Here is an 18,476-nt window from a genome sequence, read left to right as displayed (position 1 = left end):
CCTATTCTATTGAATTTTTGGATCAAGTGCATCGCGTACCGCGTCGCCAATAAAGTTAAAGGCAAGCACAAGCAACATAATACATAACCCAGGAAATATTGCTAAGTTACTATGTGTTTCAAGATAGTTACTTCCGGTCCTTAAGATATTTCCCCACTCTGGTACTTCTGGCGAAACACCTAGACCTAAGAAACTTAAACTACTTGTCGTCAAAACAACTACACCTATATTCAATGAAAACCTAACAATCATTGGTGATAATGAATTCGGTAATATATAACTCCATAATATACGCGGTGTAGTTTCACCTGTAATCCTAGCAGCATCAACATATTCCATTCGTTTCACTTCTAATACATTTGCCCTCATTGTTCTAGCAAAGGAAGGAATATTACCTATACTAAGTGCAATGATTAAATTGGTTGTACTTGCACCAAATGAAGCGATAATAGCCACTGCTAAAAGTAAAGATGGAATCGCAAACACTACATCTAATATTCTCATGACAAGATTGTCTATTTTCACAAAGTATCCCGCTAGCATTCCTAAAATCATGCCGAGTATGACTGAAATTACAACTGAAATAATAGAAATGAAGAAAGTTAATTTTGTGCCTACAACTATTCTTGTAAATAAATCTCTACCAAAATCATCAGTCCCAAATGGATGCACAAGACTAGGATTTTTTAATAAGTCATCAAATTGATTTTGTGTCGCCAAAGTAGTATCAAATAAGTATTTCGACATCACTGAAATAGTAAGTAAAAACACTAATATTACTACACTTATGCTAGCAATTTTATTTGATTTTATTTTAATTATGAAAGATTCCCAACCATTATAAATGCCTAATTCCGAAGTTTTTTTATAACGTAAAATACTAATAAACATTAACAAAGTAAATAAATTACCAGTAGCAGTTAAGATAATTAAAATGCTATATCCTATGTATCTTAATGCCTTTTGTTTATACCACAAATCTACTCCAAAACCTAAAAACGCAACCACTATCGTTAATAAAATTAATATAAACTGAGTTATATAAAATGAATCTACTACATAACCTTTAAACAAATTGATACATGCAGTAAATATCACCAAAATGTATGTCAATATAGCACATACTGAAAAAATCAATAATGATGGGATCATATATCTCTGTTGAGTCATACAGTTACTCCTTTTCTTTAATTTCACTACGTAATTTTGGGTCAATCACAGCATAGAAAATATCAATAATAAGGTTTACTAGTGAGATAACTATTGAAATATAAACCACGCCACCCATAACAGCAGGAATATCTGGTACCAGTTGTTTTTGAACGATATATCTACCTATACCATTAATATTAAAAACCTGTTCAGTAACAGCTGATCCACCAAGTAATTCAGCAACAAGCAAACCGATCAATGTAATAATGGGTATAAGTGCATTTTTCAAAATATGTCTGACTACGACTTGGTTTGTCGATAAACCTTTGGCATAGGCTGTCATAACATAATCGTTTCTCATAACTTCTAACACAGAGGAACGCGTCATTCTGGTAATGGAAGCAGCTATCGCCGTACCAATAACTAGTGTTGGTAAGATTAATGAAAAAGGGTTATCTGGCATATACGATGGTGGTAATATATTAAGTTTTAACGAGAAAGCTAATATAAATAATAAACCCTGCCAAAAATTCGGAATAGATAAACCAATTAATGCAATTGTCATTAAGATAACATCAATCCAGCTATTACGTTTTAGTGCGCTCACCACACCTATTGGAATAGCAATTATTATTGCAATTAGTAAGGCAATTAATGTTAACAATAATGTAATTGGAATTCTTTGTGCTACTGCATGCGTAACTACTTCATTACCTTTATAAGTAGTTCCTAGGTCAAAAGTAAACACACCTTTAATCGCATCCCATAATTGAAGTAAATATGGACTATTTAAATTATGTGCCTCGTTAAATTGTTTAATTTGATCTTTAGTCGCATCCGGTCCTAATATGCTATATGCAGCGTCCATAGGTGATAAATACAAAATTGTAAATACGACCGTTATGACTCCTATGATAACCACAATTGCCATAATTATTCTCTCAAATATATATCTAACCATAGGATTCAAATAAAAGCTGAGAACAATAAAAAGTGGGAATGCTAAAATAACTTTAAATATGAGATGATTATTAAACAGTAGTTGTTTATAAAATGAAGTAAAGTCATTCGTTACCTGTTCATCATCGTAACGATTCCTTCTATTATAAATATGCTGAGCTTCTTTAAATAGTTGTTGCTTTGTCTTGTGTTCTTTTAGATATAAATACTTTTGTTGCAATGCGTGGGCAATTTTTTCAACCGCCAAATTCTGTTGTAAGTCTTCACTGTTATTACCAGAAATCAAATATTTTATAATAGCATATATAAAAATGGGTAAGCTCAATATTGAAAATAAAATACGATAAAACAGTTGATTATACAACGAGTTGAATGCCTGACTATATCGATAGATAAATATCCCTCCTTGTAAGTTATACTCGAGTAGATTAGTATGATATATAAAGTATAGATTAAAAACATATATTTGTGAATAGGGAGGACTGCCACATGCCACCATTATTAGAAGTTAAAAACTTAGGTGTGACGTTCAATCAAGGCAATAATTCAATTAATGCAGTCAAAAATGTAAGTTTCAAATTAGATAAGAAAAAAATATTGGGAATAGTTGGGGAATCTGGTTCTGGTAAAAGTATTACTGCTAAATCAATCATGGGTCTACTGCCAGATTCTCCCGCTCCTGTCATATCTGGAGAGATTTCGTTTAATAGCCAAAACCTAACTCAATTTAATAGTAAAGCCTTTCAAAAAATTCGGGGTAAAGATATTGCGATGATTTTCCAAGATCCTATATCATCACTCAATCCTAGAACTACAATCGGAAAACAAATTACCGAGGTCATACTTCAACATAAAAAAATAAATAAGCGACAGGCAAAAGCAATGGCGTTAGATATTTTACAAAAAGTTGGTATACAGGACATAGAACGTAATTTTAACGCGTATCCTTATGAATTTTCTGGTGGTATGCGTCAACGTGTAATGATTGCTATGGCACTTGTTCTAGAACCTCAAATTTTAATTGCAGATGAGCCAACGACAGCCTTAGATGTTAGCACTCAAAATCAATTATTAGAATTAATGAAAGATTTATATGATTATATCGATACTTCTATAATTTTTATTACACACGATTTAGGTGTCGTTTATCAATTTTGCGATGAAATGATCGTTATGAAGCAAGGTGAAGTAGTAGAATCAGGTTCTGTAAGCAGTATTTTTAATAATCCAACATCAGCATATACACAGAAACTTATAAATTCAGTACCGAATTTACTTTCTCCCAAAACTCCAAGACAAATTAGCGATGAAATTATTCTAAAATTTGAAGATGTCAGTGTAGAATATCCAATAGGAATTAATGATACCTTTAAAGCTGTTAAGCACATTGACTTAGAAATTAAAAAAGGTGAATCATTAGGTATCGTTGGTGAATCTGGATCAGGAAAGTCGTCATTGGCAAAGACTGTAGTAGGACTTAATTCTGTTTCAGACGGCTATGTTTGGTATAAGGATATTCCATTGAGTTTATTCAATTCTAAAGAAATGCAACCATTACGAAAAGATATACAAATGATTTTCCAGGATCCTTTTGCTTCGATAAACCCTAGATTTAAAGTAATCGATATAATCGGACGTCCTTTAAAAATTCATAATTTAGTGACAAATGAACACCATTTAAAAGAACGCGTAAAAGAACTTCTGCTAAAGGTTGGTTTAGATGAAGCATTTCTATATCGTTTCCCTCATGAACTATCAGGTGGGCAACGACAGAGAGTGAGTATTGCTCGTGCAATTGCTATTAATCCGAAAATAATCGTCTGTGATGAAGCTGTATCAGCATTAGATGTTTCCGTTCAAAAAGAAATTATTCAGTTACTTAAAAGTATTCAAGATGAAATGGAAATTACTTATATATTTATTACACATGATATGGGTGTGATAAAGGAAATGTGTGATCGTATTGCAGTAATGCAAAATGGTACTATTGTAGAACTTAATGACGCAGAAAGTATCATTGAACATCCACAAGCCCCATACACTCAAAAATTAATATCTGAAGTTCCAACCATTCCTAATTAATTTAAATAATGCTACTGACAAGACGCATACTGTATGAAATTATGATGTTTACTTGGAATTAGTGTCTTCACTTACTAATATTATTGGCAAAATAAACCTATATAAAAAACTCATTCATTCCACAAAGGCAATTTCATATCACACGATATAGCCACCTTCATTTTCTATAATTTTGTTATACAATTTTATTGATATATTTTAATATAATGATATAATAAAACTCACAAAACGTAGAGAGAGGAGGACTGTGGATGGATTTCATCATGAATTTCTTTGGTTTTAGATATTATTAATCAATCATTTTTAATGACAATAATCAAAAGAGAGCTCATCCAAATGGATGAGCTCTCTTTTTTTAATATATATTTATGACCTTATTCTATAGTTTAAAAAATTAATCACACTATTTTCTAAGTCGTTAATTTACACTTATTTCTCTAAACTATCTTCAATTTTCTTGATTTCTTTTTTAGATAAATCTACAGGATATTCTCCATCCTTTGTATCTTTTTTAAGTGCTTGTTGTGCTTCTTTTGAATGATATAGTTTAATGATTTTTTTGTATGTTTTATCATTTTGCTTGTCATCTTTTGTGGCAATGACATTGATATATGGTTTTACTGCATCATTTTTTGAGTCTTCAGTATATATAGGGTCCTTTTTCGGATCTAAACCTGCTTTAGTCGCTACCCCATTATTAATAACTGATAAATCAACATCTGACAAAGCTCTAGCTGTTTGTTGTGCATCTACTGCTTTAATTTTTAGATTTTTAGGATTTGATTTAATATCTTTAATTGATCCACTTAATCCGAAGTTTTTATCTAATTTAATTAATCCTGCAGCTTCTAATAATTTCAATGAACGTGCTTGGTTAGAGACATCATTTGGCACGATGACTTTGGCTCCATTTTTTACTTTTTTAATATCTTTAATATCATCTGAGTAAATACCTAATGGGGCCAATACTGTTGTACTAACTGCTGAAATATCTGCATCTTTGTGAGCCTTTTTATATTCATTTAAAAATGCAAAGTGTTGAAAGGCATTCATATCAATATCCCCATCACTTAATGCCTTGTTTGGTACGTTATAATCTGAAAATTGTTTAATTTCTAAGTCAATGTCTTCGTCTTTCGCTAATTCTTTTACTTTTTCCCATGCTTTAGTGTCATTTGATGCTACTCCGACGGTAACCTTTTCTTTTCCACCAGAACACGCTGCTAATATAAATAATACTGAAACAATTAAGACTAATAACTTTTTCATTACTAATAAATCCCCCTCATTAATTTCGTCTAATTTTTTTAGATAAGTAATTTCCAAGTGTTTGTATAATTTGTACAATAATCACTAATACAACGACTGTAATGATAATGACTAATGTATCAAAGCGTTGATAACCGTATACAAGCGCTAAATCACCTATACCACCGCCACCAACAGCACCGGCCATAGCGGTAGCTCCAACTAATCCAATAATGGCAGTTGTAATCGCTAATACTAATGAGCCTAATGCTTCTGGTAATAAGAAGTGCCAAATAATTTGAACAGGTGATGCACCCATTGCTTTCGCCGCTTCGACGATACCTTCATCTACTTCTAGTAATGAATTTTCTACAAGTCGTGCGATATACGGAGCTACATAAACCGTTAATGGTACTATTGCAGCTGTTGTTCCTATAGAAGTTCCAACTAATAATTTGGTAAAAGGTACAATAGAAATCAATAAAATGATAAATGGTATTGACCTTAAAATATTAATAATTGGATTTAAAATTTGATGCACTATTGCATTCGGCCATATACCTTTTTTTCGCGTCGCAACTAATAAAATGCCTAATGGTATACCTATAATCGAACCTATAATTAATGAGACAGTAACCATATATAAGGTTTGATATAAAGATTCAAATAACTGCGCACTATCAATACTCGAACCAAGCATATGACTACACCTCCTCAAATGTTATTGCTTTATTTTTAAAGTAAGACTCAATCGTTTCCTGGTTGAAATGTTGATCTGTTTCAAAACGCAACCATAGATAACAAACTGTATCGTCTTGTATGGTAGACATGGATGAGAATAATACGTTTACTTCTACCTGATAACGTTGTGTTAATTCATTAATAATTGGTTGTTCTATCTGTTCAGTTTCTAAAAATAATCGATAATCAATATAATTATTATCTGTACGTTGATTAAAGGTATGCTTTAAAGACTCTGACGGTTCTGTATTAATAACCGTCGAGACAAAGTTTTGTGCTGTAGTCGTTTGTGGGCGGCTAAACACCTCTTTAACATTGCCAATCTCAACGACTTCCCCTTTCTCCATAACAGCTACTCTGTTACAAATCTTTTGAATTACGCCCATTTCATGCGTAATAATTAGAATAGTTACACCAAATGTTTCATTAACACGCTTTAACAAATCTAATATTGAACTCGTCGTTGCTGGATCAAGCGCACTTGTTGCTTCGTCACACAGTAATATCTTAGGATTTGTAACCAAAGCACGGGCAATTGCAACTCTTTGCTTTTGTCCACCTGACAGTTCATCGGGGTATTGATACATCTTATCTGACAAATTAACAAAAGCGAGCATTTCTTCGACCTTTTGTTTGATTTCAGCTTTATCTACTCCGCTTAGTATCAATGGCATTGCAATATTTTTATATACTGTACTGGAATTCAACAAATTAAAATGTTGAAATATCATGCCAATTTCCTTTTTTACATTTCTTAATTCTTTTTCTTTATATGTATCTAACTCATGTCCATCGACGATAACCTTACCTTCACTCACGCGTTCCAATTGATTTACCAATCGAACTAAGGTACTTTTCCCGGCACCGCTATATCCAATTACGCCAAATATATCATTCTTATTAACAGTAAATGATATATCTTTCAAAGCGTGGATACGTTCTTTTTTCTTATGAAATACTTTATTTACCTTCTCAAATTCAATCAATCTGTATCCTCCTCTATCAATCCTTACCATTCTAATAAGAATAATGAAATTATAGGTCATTATCTTTTAAGCGTCAATATAATTTCTGAATTTATTGAATTTTTAAAAATATTTAGCATAGTATCACAAACTTATTTACAACATCAAAAAAACGTCCCGATATACTTATCGGAACGTCATTATTTGTGCGCGAGTAAACTTTCGCCTGTTATTTCATCTGTTACTAGTACATCTATTAAGTTATTGCTTAACGCAGCTAATATAGCATTAGCTTTATTTTCTCCACCTGCTACGCCAATTTTTAATGGAATCTTCTTAAACTCATCTAAATCAAGAGATATGTTTCTTCTATTCCACTCGCAATCAACCTTCTGCCCATTTTTATCGATAAAGTTATACATTATATCTCCAACTGCTTGACCCTCAATATCCTCAAAGCTTAACTCATTTCGATAAGAGGCTACCATAGTAGATTCTTCAGGATTTGCACCGATTCCTACTAATGCGATATTAGCTTGTTGCATTTTGTGTGTAACTTGATTTACAAACTTTTGTTTCATCATAAATTGCTTTGCTTCTAAATCATCGACAACAACAGGTGCATGTAACAACATATTTTTTGCACCTAAACTTTTACTAAATGTATCTGCGATATGATTGGCATGAATGTCCATTGATGCATTCCCCATTCCTCCTACTAATGGAACAAATAATACATTTGGATATTTATTATTACTGTTTATATTCTTCGCAATCTGGTCTATAGTAGTACCTGCAGATACAGCTACAATATCATCATTTGACAGTCTTCTTAATAAATAATTACTTCCAGCAATACCTAGCTTGCTCTTTATTTGTTTAGTATTTTTTATGCAAAGTACCTCTTCTAAATTAAATTTATTCTCTAACTTTGTCTCTAATTCTAATAAATCATTCTCGTTAATTTTTATTTCTACAATTCCTTTTTCTTTAGCCAAAGTCAAATACTTAGAAACAGTTGGTCTACTTACTCCCATGATTTCTGCAATTCTACTTTGATTTAATTCCTGTTGATAATATAATTTACATATTTTTATCATTATTCGTGTATCATCTAATATTGACATTGTTACCCCTACTCAAAAATTAATATATCACCTTTATCAAGGTCCGGTAATTCACTACCTTTGATCGAAATTGCTCCTGGTAGTATATCATTATTATTCAAATATACAGAAATGTGCCCTAATTCAATTAGATTGCCATGCGCTTCAGATCCAACCTTTTCAACTTCAAATTCTTTGTCATTCACTATTAATTTAGATACCTTATTTAAATTAAAATTTGTATTACTTTCTTGAACTTCATGAATATATGAAATGTCTTTCAATTCTTCAGGCGCAGAAGTACCAAATAGGACAAATAGGTTATCTTCCTTGAAAGCTGAAGCCATACTACCAAATTCTTTAATTATTGTTTTATACATTTTTCTCTCTCCTTTTTAATATAATCCAAAGCTAGCAAAATATGCAATTATAACTGCTAAGACACCTGTAATCATCCTACTATATAAAACTGCAGGTACTCCTACTTCTACTGTTTTTTCATCAGCTTCTCCTAAAGAAAGTCCAACTGGGATAAAATCAGCACCAACCTGTCCAGTTATAGCAAATAAAGCTGGTAATGCAAATTCTGGAGGTACATTTCCTGCACCTATTTGAGTCCCAATCAATACACCTATAACTTGAGAGATTACAGCACCTGGACCTAATACAGGTGATAAAATAGGTATTGTACAAATAAATACTAATATTAGTAATCCGATTAAAGAACCAGCTAGTGGTGTCATCAATTTTGCTAACCACTGACCAATGCCTGTATAATTAATAATACCGATTAACATACTAATAAAAGCCATAAATGGTAGTATATTTTTTATTAACATATCAATAGACTCTCTACCTGCTTGATAAAATGTTCCTGTTACATTACCAATTCCTTTAGAAAACTTGATCAAAAATGATTCTTTTTTCTGACTTTCTACACTTTGATTATTAGATGTTTCTACATTTCCTAAATTATCACTACTATCATTCTCAGACTCAGAAATTTTCGTGGCACTACTTTTTTCTTCACTATTTTCTATCAATTCAATATTTGAAACTTTAACCCCCGAGACAAAATTATCTTCATTGATATGTTTTGCCAGTGGACCACTCGGTGAGGTCGGTAACAAATCAACAGTTAGTATTCCTTTCATTGGATAAACACCAATTCTGGCAGTACCTCCACAATCAATCACAGCTGCAGCTACCCTACTATCTTTGACATTATTTTTAAAACCATCAACTGCTTTACCGCCAGTTAATTCAGCAATTCTTTCTGCAACTGGATGTATACCCCCTCCAGTAACTGAAAGAATAATGTCTTTTTCTTCTGATGTTTCAATGGTTAAACCCTTACCCCAACCACCATTACCTTTATTTATTCTGACACAATTACTCATGTCAATCACCCCTTATAGAAAACGTTTACATTTTTTTGTATAGATACGCAGTAATTCGCTCTGTAATCATACCCCGAATCAACATTATAACGATTGCAATTAAGAAGTATCTTACTGCTAATTCTGAGGTGTCTAACCCAGCCTTTTGAATACCATTGGCTATTCCTAAATAAACAAATAGCTCTCCAGCGTTAGCATAAGGAAATAGTGAAGTAACAGGATGTAAAAATGTCACAAGCGAATCAAAAAAAGCTGGTTTTTTCTTTTCATCTACAAATTTCCCAAAAGTATATGCCATTGGGTTTGTTAATAATAAAACGGATAACATTGGCATAATTGTATATCTTGTAATTGTATATTTAGAAGTTACACGTATAGCTTTTGTTACCCTCTCTTCTCCAATAAACTTAATAATAGCGTACGTGAATGTTAATAACACAACTAAAGTAGGAACGATACTAGTAAATAATTCAGTGAATTGTTTACCACCTTCATCAAACAAACCAATAAAGTGTTTCCCCAGCCATTCAATTATATTCATGCCGTATCACCTCTTAGATACATATTTATATTGCTTTGTATCTTTTTATTCTTAACATTTTCATTATTACGAACTTTTATTTTAAATATTTTACTTTCTATTGAGTAAATGCTAATTAATCTTTCATCTTTCCATACAGTAATCAATACAACTTTAAAAACCTTAAATTTCCTTTCAATTGAAATATTTATTTTGTACTGCTTACTATAATTTGATTTTATTTCATTTATTTTTTTATTAATTGTTCTCAGTTGAAGCATCCCTAGTAGAAATTGGATAACCATAATTATAATTAATATATTTAAAAACAGGCTCATTTAAACACCTCATCTTGCTCCTGACGCAAACGATAAATAGTTGAATCTTTATTTAATGATGTGTTTTCATAAGTTATAATTTCATCCTTTTTTATATCTTTAAGTGCTATCGTTCCTTTAGTAATCAACCCTATAGGAAATGCATTTTTTTCTTTCATACTTTCATGACTTGTTATTTCTCCTCTTACACAATAACCTCCTATACCATCAATAGCTTCACCCTTTTTAATATCTTTTTTAGCTCTTGCTATTGTTTCACTAATAGGACCACTGATAGGTTTGATTGAATAATCATTATACATAGCAACTTTCGCTATTGTATTTGGTGTTTCTAAACTTGCTAAATGGTAAGGTCTATATAGAGTGTAATGATCATTGTGACTTTCATCTACTTTTAATAAATATCTCAATTCTTCATCAACAATTTCATTTTCAGATTTGACGATAACAAATACGCCTGGTGCTAAACCGTCTACATATTCTACAACTCCTAATTCATTTAATACGCCACCAAACTCTTTCAAGTTTAACTTTTCATTTACATTATCTAAATTTGCTTCAACTCCATGCATACCATCAATATCAACGGTAAATCCTATAGCATTACTTAATAAATTCATTTCTGCCATAGTTTTTGTTCCATCTTGAAAAGCAGCTAACATCTTAGGATTCATTTTTTTAGCTTTTGCTTCATCTAAACAAGAATCTGGATTAGCATATGGTTGTAATTTATTATTTTTTCCTTTACCAGCTACTACAACTTCTAACCCCATTGACTTAGCAAATTCATATAATTCGACAAGTACTCCTGGCTCATCACCAGCAGAACCCGTATAAACTAATCCTTTATCTTCAAATTTCTTTTTCATAATCGATCCAACTGTGATGTCTACCTCAACATTCAGTAACACTAAATGCTTATTAGATTCTAATGAAAGCTCCATTATTTGTGCGCCTATTTCAGGAACACCCGTTGCATCTACTATAACTTCAACCAGGTCACTATTTATGACTTCTTTAAAATCAGTCGATGTTTTAACCTCATGATTATGTTGATTACGTTTTTGATAACCTTCTAATGCTACTTGAATATTACTATCACTAATATCACATATTCCTCCAATAATCATACCTGGTATTTGTGATATTTGACTTATTAATCCTCGGCCCATTTGTCCTGCTCCAATAACACCTACACGTATAAAATCTTTCTTTTCCTCTTTGACTAATAAATCTGAATATAATGACATACACTCAACCCCTTTACATTTGTTCTGTTATAGAACTTATGTAAAAGATAAACGAGAAAACGCTTTCTGTCAATTATAAATGTTTAATTAAATTTACAAATTCCACCAAAACCCCCTATACATTAGCTTTTACAACATCAAAAAAACGTCCCGATATGCTTATCGGAACGTCAATATTTGTGCGCGAGTAAACTTTCGCCTGTTATTTCATCTGTTACTAGTACATCTATTAAGTTATTGCTTTTATAAATCTACTTTTTCAAAGTGTTCTACATTAGGAAACGGTTCATAATAATGATGCAATAATGATTTCCAAGTTGTGTATGCTTCGGATTCTCGAAAACCAATAGTATGGTCTTCTAGACTTTGCCATTCGACGAGTAATAAATATTTCCCTTCTTGTTCTATACATTTATTTAACGTATGTTGAATATAACCCGGTATTGTCGCGATAATTTTTGATGCTTCTCTAAAAGTTTCTTCAAAACCACCAATTTTATCCTCTTTTACATTTAATATTGCCGCTTCTAGAATCATTATAATAGCCACCTTTAATTTTATTGTCACTTGTTATTCAGAAATATTCTTCTCACATACCCTATTATATAAATCATTATCAAATTCATATGTACGCCATAAATATTCAACATAAAAAATGGCAATCTCTACCATATTTTTAGTAGAAATTGCCATATTTTCATTGATTAACTACGTATACATTATGCATTCACTGTAATCATCCTTAAATATAGTAACCCATAGAACACATTATGATGTAGTTTTAAAGTTGAAATTGTATCATAAAATTTCAACCTGTCGTATTAAACCATATAAATCGTTAATAGAACTCGGTCTGTTGTTCTAGTCGCATAACCGACAAATATCTTTTCCATTAGCCATTTATATGACGTATTATAGGTTTCAAAGGTGGGCGTAGTACGAAAATAATACACTTCAGAATCTACAAATCCACCATTTATTACACTTTCTTTATAACTTTCAGGTACTGTTCTAATACCATTGTTTTCAATATAAATTGTCGCACCATCATTTAACTGAATAGCATATCTTGCGGACAACGTACATTTTCCTGTTGGATCAATACATTGGCTATCAACACCACCTGGCAATACGTGACCAGAATGTTGGTTACTCTTCACTGTACCTGAGACTATCGGTATCAATTGACGTCTGCCAACTTGTGCATCTTGTCCAACCACGATTGGTTCTTCAACATGCATTGAAATTTCAAATATTTTTTCCATCATTAGTAGACAACTCTACTTTCTAGTTATTTAACATAGCAAATTTGCCATCTCTGATATCTTGAGTCATTCCATTATATGGTGCCTCAGCAATAACTTGCTCATTGTTGGTACCGGGTTGTCCAACATAAGTAATTGTAGCGAATTCAGGAACAACATATTTTGGATATGTGTCATATTTTTCTCTAGATGTTTCCATCAAATCAATATAATCATTTTGGTAACATACTGTGATATCTGGACGTTCATGTACCCATTTCGGGAAAAAGATCACGCCGTGCATAATATTTTGGTCTGGAACGAAATTGAGTGAGACGTCTGTGCCTGTTGGCTCTGTCCAAGAAATTTTATAGACACCTGCAATAATTTGAACAATGTCCGCCTGTTGATCTTTTACCCAACGACCGGCAACCATACCTGAATGGATTCGATAATCAATTGTGTTTTCATTTTTCACATACATTTCATACTCCCAACCATTGTCGTATGTGTAAATCATATGTGCTCCAATAAAGTCTTTTAGTGTATTCATAAACATTTCCTCCTTCTAAAACATGTAATTAATTACATGTTTACATTTACATGATAATCCTATACACTGATTCTGTCAAAGAACACAGGAGGAACTTTATGAAAAATGTGCTTCAATATACAATTTTAGGATTACTCAATAATCACTCTCTGACTGGGTATGAAATTTATAAATCATTTAGTGAAGTCATTGGTGAAATTTGGAATGCTAAACATAGTCAAATTTATAATGAGCTTAAAAAATTACTGCAGAGTGAACATATTTATATTTCAAATATTGATGAGACAAGTAAAGTGACTAAAAAGATTTATAGCATTACCGATTTAGGAAGAACAACACTATTTCATTGGATTGAAAATGCTGAAGAAGATGAAAGTAATAAAGACCCTTTTGCAATAAAGGTTTACTTTTTTGATAGTCTTGAAGACGAAAGCAAGCATCAATTGCTCACCCAAAAGAAAATTGAGAAGGAAGAAAAGTTAATGCATTTGCAAGCAATTTACAATCAATTGGATGCTAAATCAGATTTGCAACACATTTTGATATTAAAGAAGGCCCTTTTACGTGAACAATCTTATATTGATTGGCTAGATTTTTGTTTAGCTGAAATTTAATCATACAAAAAAACGCTCTCACTGCCATACGCAGTGAGAGCGTTATTCATTAGATATCGTTTTTCAAATACGTCATTTCATCTGGTCGCTAATCGTTTTCCAGGCCAAACTTTTCTTTCAAAGTCCCTGCAGCGTATTCTGTCTGTGCTAACCCGCGTTGTTGTAAGATTGGTACTACTTTATCAACAAATAATTCCAATTGTGTCGGTAATAGTGGTGGCATAATATTAAAGCCATCTGCTGCACCTTGTTCGTACCAATATTGCATAGTATCAGCGATTTGTTCTGGTGTCCCAACCACCATAAAGTGACCTCTTGCTCCAGCAATTTTCTTCATTACATCTTCTAATGTTAAATTTTGTTCCATTGCTTCTTTTTTAATCAATTCGTATCTACTTTTAATACCGTTACCATCGGAAGACTCCACCTGCTCAAATGGGATTTTCAAATCATATTTGGATAAATCTACATCTCCTACATATGGAGATAATAACTTTAACCCTTCTTCAGGTAAGATTAAATCTTGTAATTCTTCATAGTTCGCTTGTGCTTCCTCTTCTGTATCACCGATTACTGGAAATAGACCTGGCATAATAGATACGTCTGTCTGTTTACGACCGTGTTGTTCAATTTTATCTCTTAAGCCATCATTAAAGTGCTTTGCTTCATCGGCACTCGTTTGTGCAGTAAATACTACATCAGCGACTCGTGATGCTAAATCCGTACCTGCTGATGAAGAACCAGCTTGAATCAATAACGGGCTACCTTGAGGTGAACGTTCTAAATTAAGTGGACCTTTCACTTTATAGTATTTGCCTTCATGATTGATTGGTTGTAATTTGGATTGATCGACAAAAACACCGCGTTCCTTGTCCTTAACAAATGCATCCTGTTCCCAAGAATGCCATAACTTATTGGCAACATCCACGAATTCACCTGCTTGTTCATATCTCAATCCATGTTCTACATTGACAGTACCATTAAAGTTTTGCGCTGTACTATTGACTGCTGAAGTCACAATATTCCATGCTGCACGTCCCCCACTGACATGATCTAATGAACTAAATGCACGCGCCAAGTGAAACGGTTGTGAATACGTTGTCGAAACCGTTGCTGCTAAGCCAATATCTGATGTTTCTCTCGCTATAATCGTCATTAATGTGAATGGATCTAAGCGACTCATCAAATCTGGATGTGCCGTTTCATCTATATATAAAGCATCTGATAAAAAGACTAAATCGAATTTACCACGTTCTGCAATTTTACTGATATTTACAATATGGTCAATATCAACTGGACCTTGTTCTACTGACTTTGGATGGCGCCAGCTCGCTAAATGATGCCCGTAACCTGCTAAAAAAAGACCTAATTTCATTCTCCCCATTTTGACTCCTCCAAATCGTTTATTATTCCGATTGATTTAATAGGTAATAAATTACCATTTTCTGAAGATTAAGTCAATGTAATCGGCTAGGTAACTAAAAAAATCTTCGTACCTCAAATGATGTGTGTACAAAGATTTTCACTAATATAAAGCGTATGATTAAATTACTAAATTTAATATTAAAATAAAGCCCAAACCAACAACGGATAGTATTGATTCTAATAATGTCCATGTTAAAAAAGTTTCCTTGATTGTTAAACCAAAGTATTCTTTAAACATCCAAAATCCAGCATCATTAACATGCGAGCAAAATATACTTCCCGCTCCAATCGCTAATACGACCAATGACAGATTTACGTCTGTTGTTTGTAATAAAGGTAAGACTATGCCTACTGAAGATATTGCTGCTACGGTAGTAGAACCTAAAGCAGTACGTAATAATGCTGCAGCCAACCAAGCTAGTATCAGTGGTGACATCTCACTGCCTTTAAATATTTCTGAAATCGTATCACCAACGCCACCATCAATTAGTATTTGTTTGAAAGTGCCGCCACCACCGATAATTAAGATTAACATTGCAATAGGTGTAATGGCATTAGTTACTGTATCCATAATTTCTTTCATACTTTGCTTTCTGCGTATACCCATCGTATAAATGGCAAATAATACTGCGATCAACATTGCAGTTACTGAGGTTCCAATAAAGTAAATAAACCCTTCTAGGCCTTTAGCATGTCCATCCTCATTACCAGTGACTAATTGCACAACTGTTGCGAGTAACATTAATATAACTGGCGACAATGCAGTCAATAAGCTGATACCAAAACTTGGTAATTGATCATGTTTCAGCACCTTTACTTCACCTACTGCAGCTTGATTACCTAAGCGTTCGAAAGCAGACGGTGCAATTTTCAGAGCAATTCTTGGAAAGATTCCACCAACGATAGCAGCTAATGGTATACCAATAATGATTCCATACATTAATACATGACCAATATTTGCATGTACCGCTTCAGAAATTGCAACAGGACCGGGATGCGGTGGTAAAAATCCATGCGTTACTGCTATCGATGTTCCCATAGGTAAACCTACTTTAAGATTCGATATTTTCATGCGTTTCGCAAGTGTAAATACCAATGGTATCAATAGTACAAATGCAACTTCTAAAAATAATGAAATACCTATGATAAATGAAGCAATAATCATTGCCCATGTAACATACTTTTTACCGAATACATTAATCAATGTATCTGCAATTCTTGTTGCACCACCACCATCGGATAATAATTTCCCTAATATTGAACCCAAACCGAATATAATAGCGATGTGTCCTAAGGTGTCACCCATACCCTTTTCAATTGTTGTGACAATTGTATCTAGCCTCATACCAAGTAATATACCTGTCACCATAGATGTAATAATTAAAGCGATAAATGTATTAAGTTTCAATCCCATAATCAATATCAACAATACGATTACACCTATAACGACTGCAACGAGCGGCCAAATTTCTCCCATCATATGAACCCCTACTTTCTATTTCTCTCTATCTTTTGAATTAATCTGATAAACTTCTGTCAAAGTACTTTCCTCGCCAATATTTCCCGGGAAAATAACATACGGCATATGACTGTATTTCGCTTCGTCACCAGTCAACCAAACTGGTACACCTTGTGTAATTTGCCCTATTACTTTAGCCTTCTTAATGTTTAAACCTTTTGTCGCCACATCACTAGAAGTAATACCGCCTTTAGCAATGATAAAACGAGGTTGTAAAGTCAATCCTTGAATAATTGCCACGAGTGCATCAGAAATATTTGTCGATATACTCAAATTATTGTTAAGATCTTCTGTTTTGATGACATCTCTCGAGGTGTAGATGACTACATCATGTCCTTGCTTTATCAAATTTTCCACTTGATTTACTTGTTTCTGAATATAATCTGACAATTTATCGTTCGTTACTTGTGTTACATCAAATTCAATACTGCTAATCGCTGCATGTTCTATTAAATGACTTAATTGTGCAGAAGTCTTCTTCACATGGGAGCCAACGATAATAATACCACCATGATCATTCGTACTATGTTCATTGAGATTAATGATTTCACCTGGTGTTCGGCACATTGATTTAACAAATGATGCCGCAGTTCTAAACATAAATTGCTTATTATGTTCAGTTAGATAAGCCGTTAAACAACTGACAAAGTAATTCATATCTTCATCATTCAAAGCATCTACGACGACTGCATCGAAATGAGCAACTGAGTCAAATACATTCCATATCGTAGCTTGATCACGTTGTCGTATCGTATCCAAATCAATATGGTATACGTCCTTTGCTGCTATTTCACCTAAACTCTGCTCTTCAATGAAGTCCGCCATTGTTGTTGCTGTATAACCAAATGTAGTATCAGTTGCAAACTCACTTTGCGCAACAGGGATGTATTGCTCCCCTTCCTTTAGGTAATGCGTACCATGATATGTAAAGCGATTGCCCTCAAAGAATTCAGGTAAGTAAAACACTGCATCAAATTGTTGATCCGTCGCTTCACTTAACACCTTAGGTTCTAGATAAAAGTGACCACGTAAAGTAGAGTCACCTCTACTCACCACGATATAGGGATGGTCTAGCTTTTGCGAAACAGCTTCGATATTTTTGCTAATTTGTTGATGTAATTCAATCGTCTGTGCTTCATTTAAAGCTCTTGAATTTGTTAATATATAGAACATTGCATTATCTTGTTTGAATCCATCTTCTATTAATTCTTGTGACCACTCTGTATAGACGGGTAAATCTTTAACCGTTTGTGTTCCTGTAGGGTCATCATCTAGTACAATAATCTTATATTTGAAATTGATTAATCCTTTGTCTATAGGGTCATTTAAAGTTGTGTTTATTTGTTCATTAGTTAACAT

The 18,476-nt window shown here is 32.9% G+C and carries 19 protein-coding genes; 2 read left to right on the top strand and 17 right to left on the bottom strand.

The genetic code is table 11. The annotated features are described in order from the left end of the window. Positions 1-6: 6 nt before the first annotated feature. Positions 7-1,170, bottom strand: a complete 1,164-nt coding sequence (locus tag ACY191_RS02690) for an ABC transporter permease (RefSeq protein ID WP_042739603.1) — start codon at positions 1,168-1,170, stop codon at positions 7-9. Between the two features lie 4 nt (positions 1,171-1,174). Next, positions 1,175-2,476: an ABC transporter permease gene (locus ACY191_RS02685; RefSeq protein WP_107511948.1), complete on the bottom strand. Its 1,302-nt coding sequence runs from the start codon at positions 2,474-2,476 to the stop codon at positions 1,175-1,177. Between the two features lie 125 nt (positions 2,477-2,601). Between ACY191_RS02685 and ACY191_RS02680 the strand changes: the two genes are divergently transcribed. Then, complete coding sequence (locus ACY191_RS02680; protein WP_229366646.1) at positions 2,602-4,194, top strand: ABC transporter ATP-binding protein; 1,593 nt, start codon at positions 2,602-2,604, stop codon at positions 4,192-4,194. Positions 4,195-4,623: 429 nt separating this feature from the next. On the opposite strand, the gene gmpC is transcribed toward ACY191_RS02680, so the two are convergent. The 12 genes from gmpC to ACY191_RS02620 all read right to left on the bottom strand — a co-directional run bounded on the left by gmpC (position 4,624) and on the right by ACY191_RS02620 (position 13,559). Next, positions 4,624-5,463, bottom strand: coding sequence for a dipeptide ABC transporter glycylmethionine-binding lipoprotein (gene gmpC / locus ACY191_RS02675; protein ID WP_042739600.1), 840 nt, complete (start codon positions 5,461-5,463; stop codon positions 4,624-4,626). 19 nt (positions 5,464-5,482) lie between these two features. After that, complete coding sequence (locus ACY191_RS02670; RefSeq protein WP_042739599.1) at positions 5,483-6,142, bottom strand: methionine ABC transporter permease; 660 nt, start codon at positions 6,140-6,142, stop codon at positions 5,483-5,485. Positions 6,143-6,146: 4 nt separating this feature from the next. Next, the gene (locus tag ACY191_RS02665; protein WP_042739598.1) at positions 6,147-7,169 is read right to left on the bottom strand and encodes a methionine ABC transporter ATP-binding protein; all 1,023 of its coding nucleotides are present in this window, start codon (positions 7,167-7,169) and stop codon (positions 6,147-6,149) included. 179 nt (positions 7,170-7,348) lie between these two features. Next, positions 7,349-8,275 carry a sugar-binding transcriptional regulator gene (locus ACY191_RS02660; protein WP_107593296.1) on the bottom strand — a complete coding sequence of 309 codons (927 nt, stop codon included), beginning with the start codon at positions 8,273-8,275 and terminating at the stop codon, positions 7,349-7,351. Positions 8,276-8,283: 8 nt separating this feature from the next. Next, positions 8,284-8,634 carry a PTS glucitol/sorbitol transporter subunit IIA gene (locus ACY191_RS02655; protein WP_042739596.1) on the bottom strand — a complete coding sequence of 117 codons (351 nt, stop codon included), beginning with the start codon at positions 8,632-8,634 and terminating at the stop codon, positions 8,284-8,286. A gap of 15 nt (positions 8,635-8,649) precedes the next feature. Further along, the gene (gene srlE, locus ACY191_RS02650) at positions 8,650-9,654 is read right to left on the bottom strand and encodes a PTS glucitol/sorbitol transporter subunit IIB (RefSeq protein ID WP_229366647.1); all 1,005 of its coding nucleotides are present in this window, start codon (positions 9,652-9,654) and stop codon (positions 8,650-8,652) included. A gap of 25 nt (positions 9,655-9,679) precedes the next feature. Continuing rightward, positions 9,680-10,195 carry a PTS glucitol/sorbitol transporter subunit IIC gene (gene srlA / locus ACY191_RS02645; protein ID WP_119503611.1) on the bottom strand — a complete coding sequence of 172 codons (516 nt, stop codon included), beginning with the start codon at positions 10,193-10,195 and terminating at the stop codon, positions 9,680-9,682. Beyond that, positions 10,192-10,512 carry a hypothetical protein gene (locus ACY191_RS02640; protein ID WP_042739593.1) on the bottom strand — a complete coding sequence of 107 codons (321 nt, stop codon included), beginning with the start codon at positions 10,510-10,512 and terminating at the stop codon, positions 10,192-10,194. The genes srlA and ACY191_RS02640 overlap by 4 nt, the downstream gene beginning before the upstream one ends. After that, positions 10,509-11,762 carry an NAD(P)H-dependent oxidoreductase gene (locus ACY191_RS02635; RefSeq protein ID WP_229366648.1) on the bottom strand — a complete coding sequence of 418 codons (1,254 nt, stop codon included), beginning with the start codon at positions 11,760-11,762 and terminating at the stop codon, positions 10,509-10,511. Before ACY191_RS02635 ends, ACY191_RS02640 begins: the two co-directional genes overlap by 4 nt. A 243-nt stretch (positions 11,763-12,005) precedes the next feature. Further along, a complete protein-coding gene (locus ACY191_RS02630; protein ID WP_107527020.1) occupies positions 12,006-12,299 on the bottom strand; it encodes an antibiotic biosynthesis monooxygenase family protein in 294 nt (97 codons plus the stop codon). A gap of 284 nt (positions 12,300-12,583) precedes the next feature. Next, positions 12,584-13,030, bottom strand: coding sequence for a DUF3237 domain-containing protein (locus ACY191_RS02625; RefSeq protein ID WP_119625257.1), 447 nt, complete (start codon positions 13,028-13,030; stop codon positions 12,584-12,586). A gap of 19 nt (positions 13,031-13,049) precedes the next feature. Continuing rightward, positions 13,050-13,559, bottom strand: coding sequence for a phenolic acid decarboxylase (locus tag ACY191_RS02620; protein ID WP_042739589.1), 510 nt, complete (start codon positions 13,557-13,559; stop codon positions 13,050-13,052). Between the two features lie 98 nt (positions 13,560-13,657). Here ACY191_RS02620 and ACY191_RS02615 point away from each other — a divergent pair, with 98 nt between their 5' ends. Further along, positions 13,658-14,173, top strand: a complete 516-nt coding sequence (locus ACY191_RS02615; protein WP_042739588.1) for a PadR family transcriptional regulator — start codon at positions 13,658-13,660, stop codon at positions 14,171-14,173. A gap of 88 nt (positions 14,174-14,261) precedes the next feature. Here the strand turns inward: ACY191_RS02615 and ACY191_RS02610 are convergent, their stop codons facing one another. From ACY191_RS02610 to ACY191_RS02600, 3 genes are all read right to left on the bottom strand, one after another. Continuing rightward, positions 14,262-15,557 carry an LLM class flavin-dependent oxidoreductase gene (locus ACY191_RS02610; RefSeq protein ID WP_229366649.1) on the bottom strand — a complete coding sequence of 432 codons (1,296 nt, stop codon included), beginning with the start codon at positions 15,555-15,557 and terminating at the stop codon, positions 14,262-14,264. Positions 15,558-15,716: 159 nt separating this feature from the next. Beyond that, the gene (locus tag ACY191_RS02605; protein ID WP_229366650.1) at positions 15,717-17,078 is read right to left on the bottom strand and encodes a gluconate:H+ symporter; all 1,362 of its coding nucleotides are present in this window, start codon (positions 17,076-17,078) and stop codon (positions 15,717-15,719) included. 15 nt (positions 17,079-17,093) lie between these two features. Beyond that, positions 17,094-18,476, bottom strand: coding sequence for a four-carbon acid sugar kinase family protein (locus tag ACY191_RS02600; protein WP_463269895.1), 1,383 nt, complete (start codon positions 18,474-18,476; stop codon positions 17,094-17,096).

This window comes from Staphylococcus sp. TCBT05, from assembly GCF_055179755.1.
This window is presented reverse-complemented; position numbering and strand designations above follow the sequence as displayed.

What these genes read in the sequence shown, in the direction of transcription:
- ACY191_RS02690 (WP_042739603.1), bottom strand. Translation starts at nt 1,170, where the DNA reads ATGACTCAACAGAGATATATGATCCCATCATTATTGATTTTTTCAGTA.
- ACY191_RS02680 (WP_229366646.1), top strand. Translation starts at nt 2,602, where the DNA reads ATGCCACCATTATTAGAAGTTAAAAACTTAGGTGTGACGTTCAATCAA.
- gmpC (WP_042739600.1), bottom strand. Translation starts at nt 5,463, where the DNA reads ATGAAAAAGTTATTAGTCTTAATTGTTTCAGTATTATTTATATTAGCA.
- ACY191_RS02670 (WP_042739599.1), bottom strand. Translation starts at nt 6,142, where the DNA reads ATGCTTGGTTCGAGTATTGATAGTGCGCAGTTATTTGAATCTTTATAT.
- ACY191_RS02660 (WP_107593296.1), bottom strand. Translation starts at nt 8,275, where the DNA reads ATGTCAATATTAGATGATACACGAATAATGATAAAAATATGTAAATTA.
- ACY191_RS02655 (WP_042739596.1), bottom strand. Translation starts at nt 8,634, where the DNA reads ATGTATAAAACAATAATTAAAGAATTTGGTAGTATGGCTTCAGCTTTC.
- srlE (WP_229366647.1), bottom strand. Translation starts at nt 9,654, where the DNA reads ATGAGTAATTGTGTCAGAATAAATAAAGGTAATGGTGGTTGGGGTAAG.
- srlA (WP_119503611.1), bottom strand. Translation starts at nt 10,195, where the DNA reads ATGAATATAATTGAATGGCTGGGGAAACACTTTATTGGTTTGTTTGAT.
- ACY191_RS02640 (WP_042739593.1), bottom strand. Translation starts at nt 10,512, where the DNA reads ATGAGCCTGTTTTTAAATATATTAATTATAATTATGGTTATCCAATTT.
- ACY191_RS02635 (WP_229366648.1), bottom strand. Translation starts at nt 11,762, where the DNA reads ATGTCATTATATTCAGATTTATTAGTCAAAGAGGAAAAGAAAGATTTT.
- ACY191_RS02630 (WP_107527020.1), bottom strand. Translation starts at nt 12,299, where the DNA reads ATGATTCTAGAAGCGGCAATATTAAATGTAAAAGAGGATAAAATTGGT.
- ACY191_RS02625 (WP_119625257.1), bottom strand. Translation starts at nt 13,030, where the DNA reads ATGATGGAAAAAATATTTGAAATTTCAATGCATGTTGAAGAACCAATC.
- ACY191_RS02620 (WP_042739589.1), bottom strand. Translation starts at nt 13,559, where the DNA reads ATGAATACACTAAAAGACTTTATTGGAGCACATATGATTTACACATAC.
- ACY191_RS02615 (WP_042739588.1), top strand. Translation starts at nt 13,658, where the DNA reads ATGAAAAATGTGCTTCAATATACAATTTTAGGATTACTCAATAATCAC.
- ACY191_RS02610 (WP_229366649.1), bottom strand. Translation starts at nt 15,557, where the DNA reads ATGGGGAGAATGAAATTAGGTCTTTTTTTAGCAGGTTACGGGCATCAT.
- ACY191_RS02605 (WP_229366650.1), bottom strand. Translation starts at nt 17,078, where the DNA reads ATGATGGGAGAAATTTGGCCGCTCGTTGCAGTCGTTATAGGTGTAATC.
- ACY191_RS02600 (WP_463269895.1), bottom strand. Translation starts at nt 18,476, where the DNA reads ATGTTAACTAATGAACAAATAAACACAACTTTAAATGACCCTATAGAC.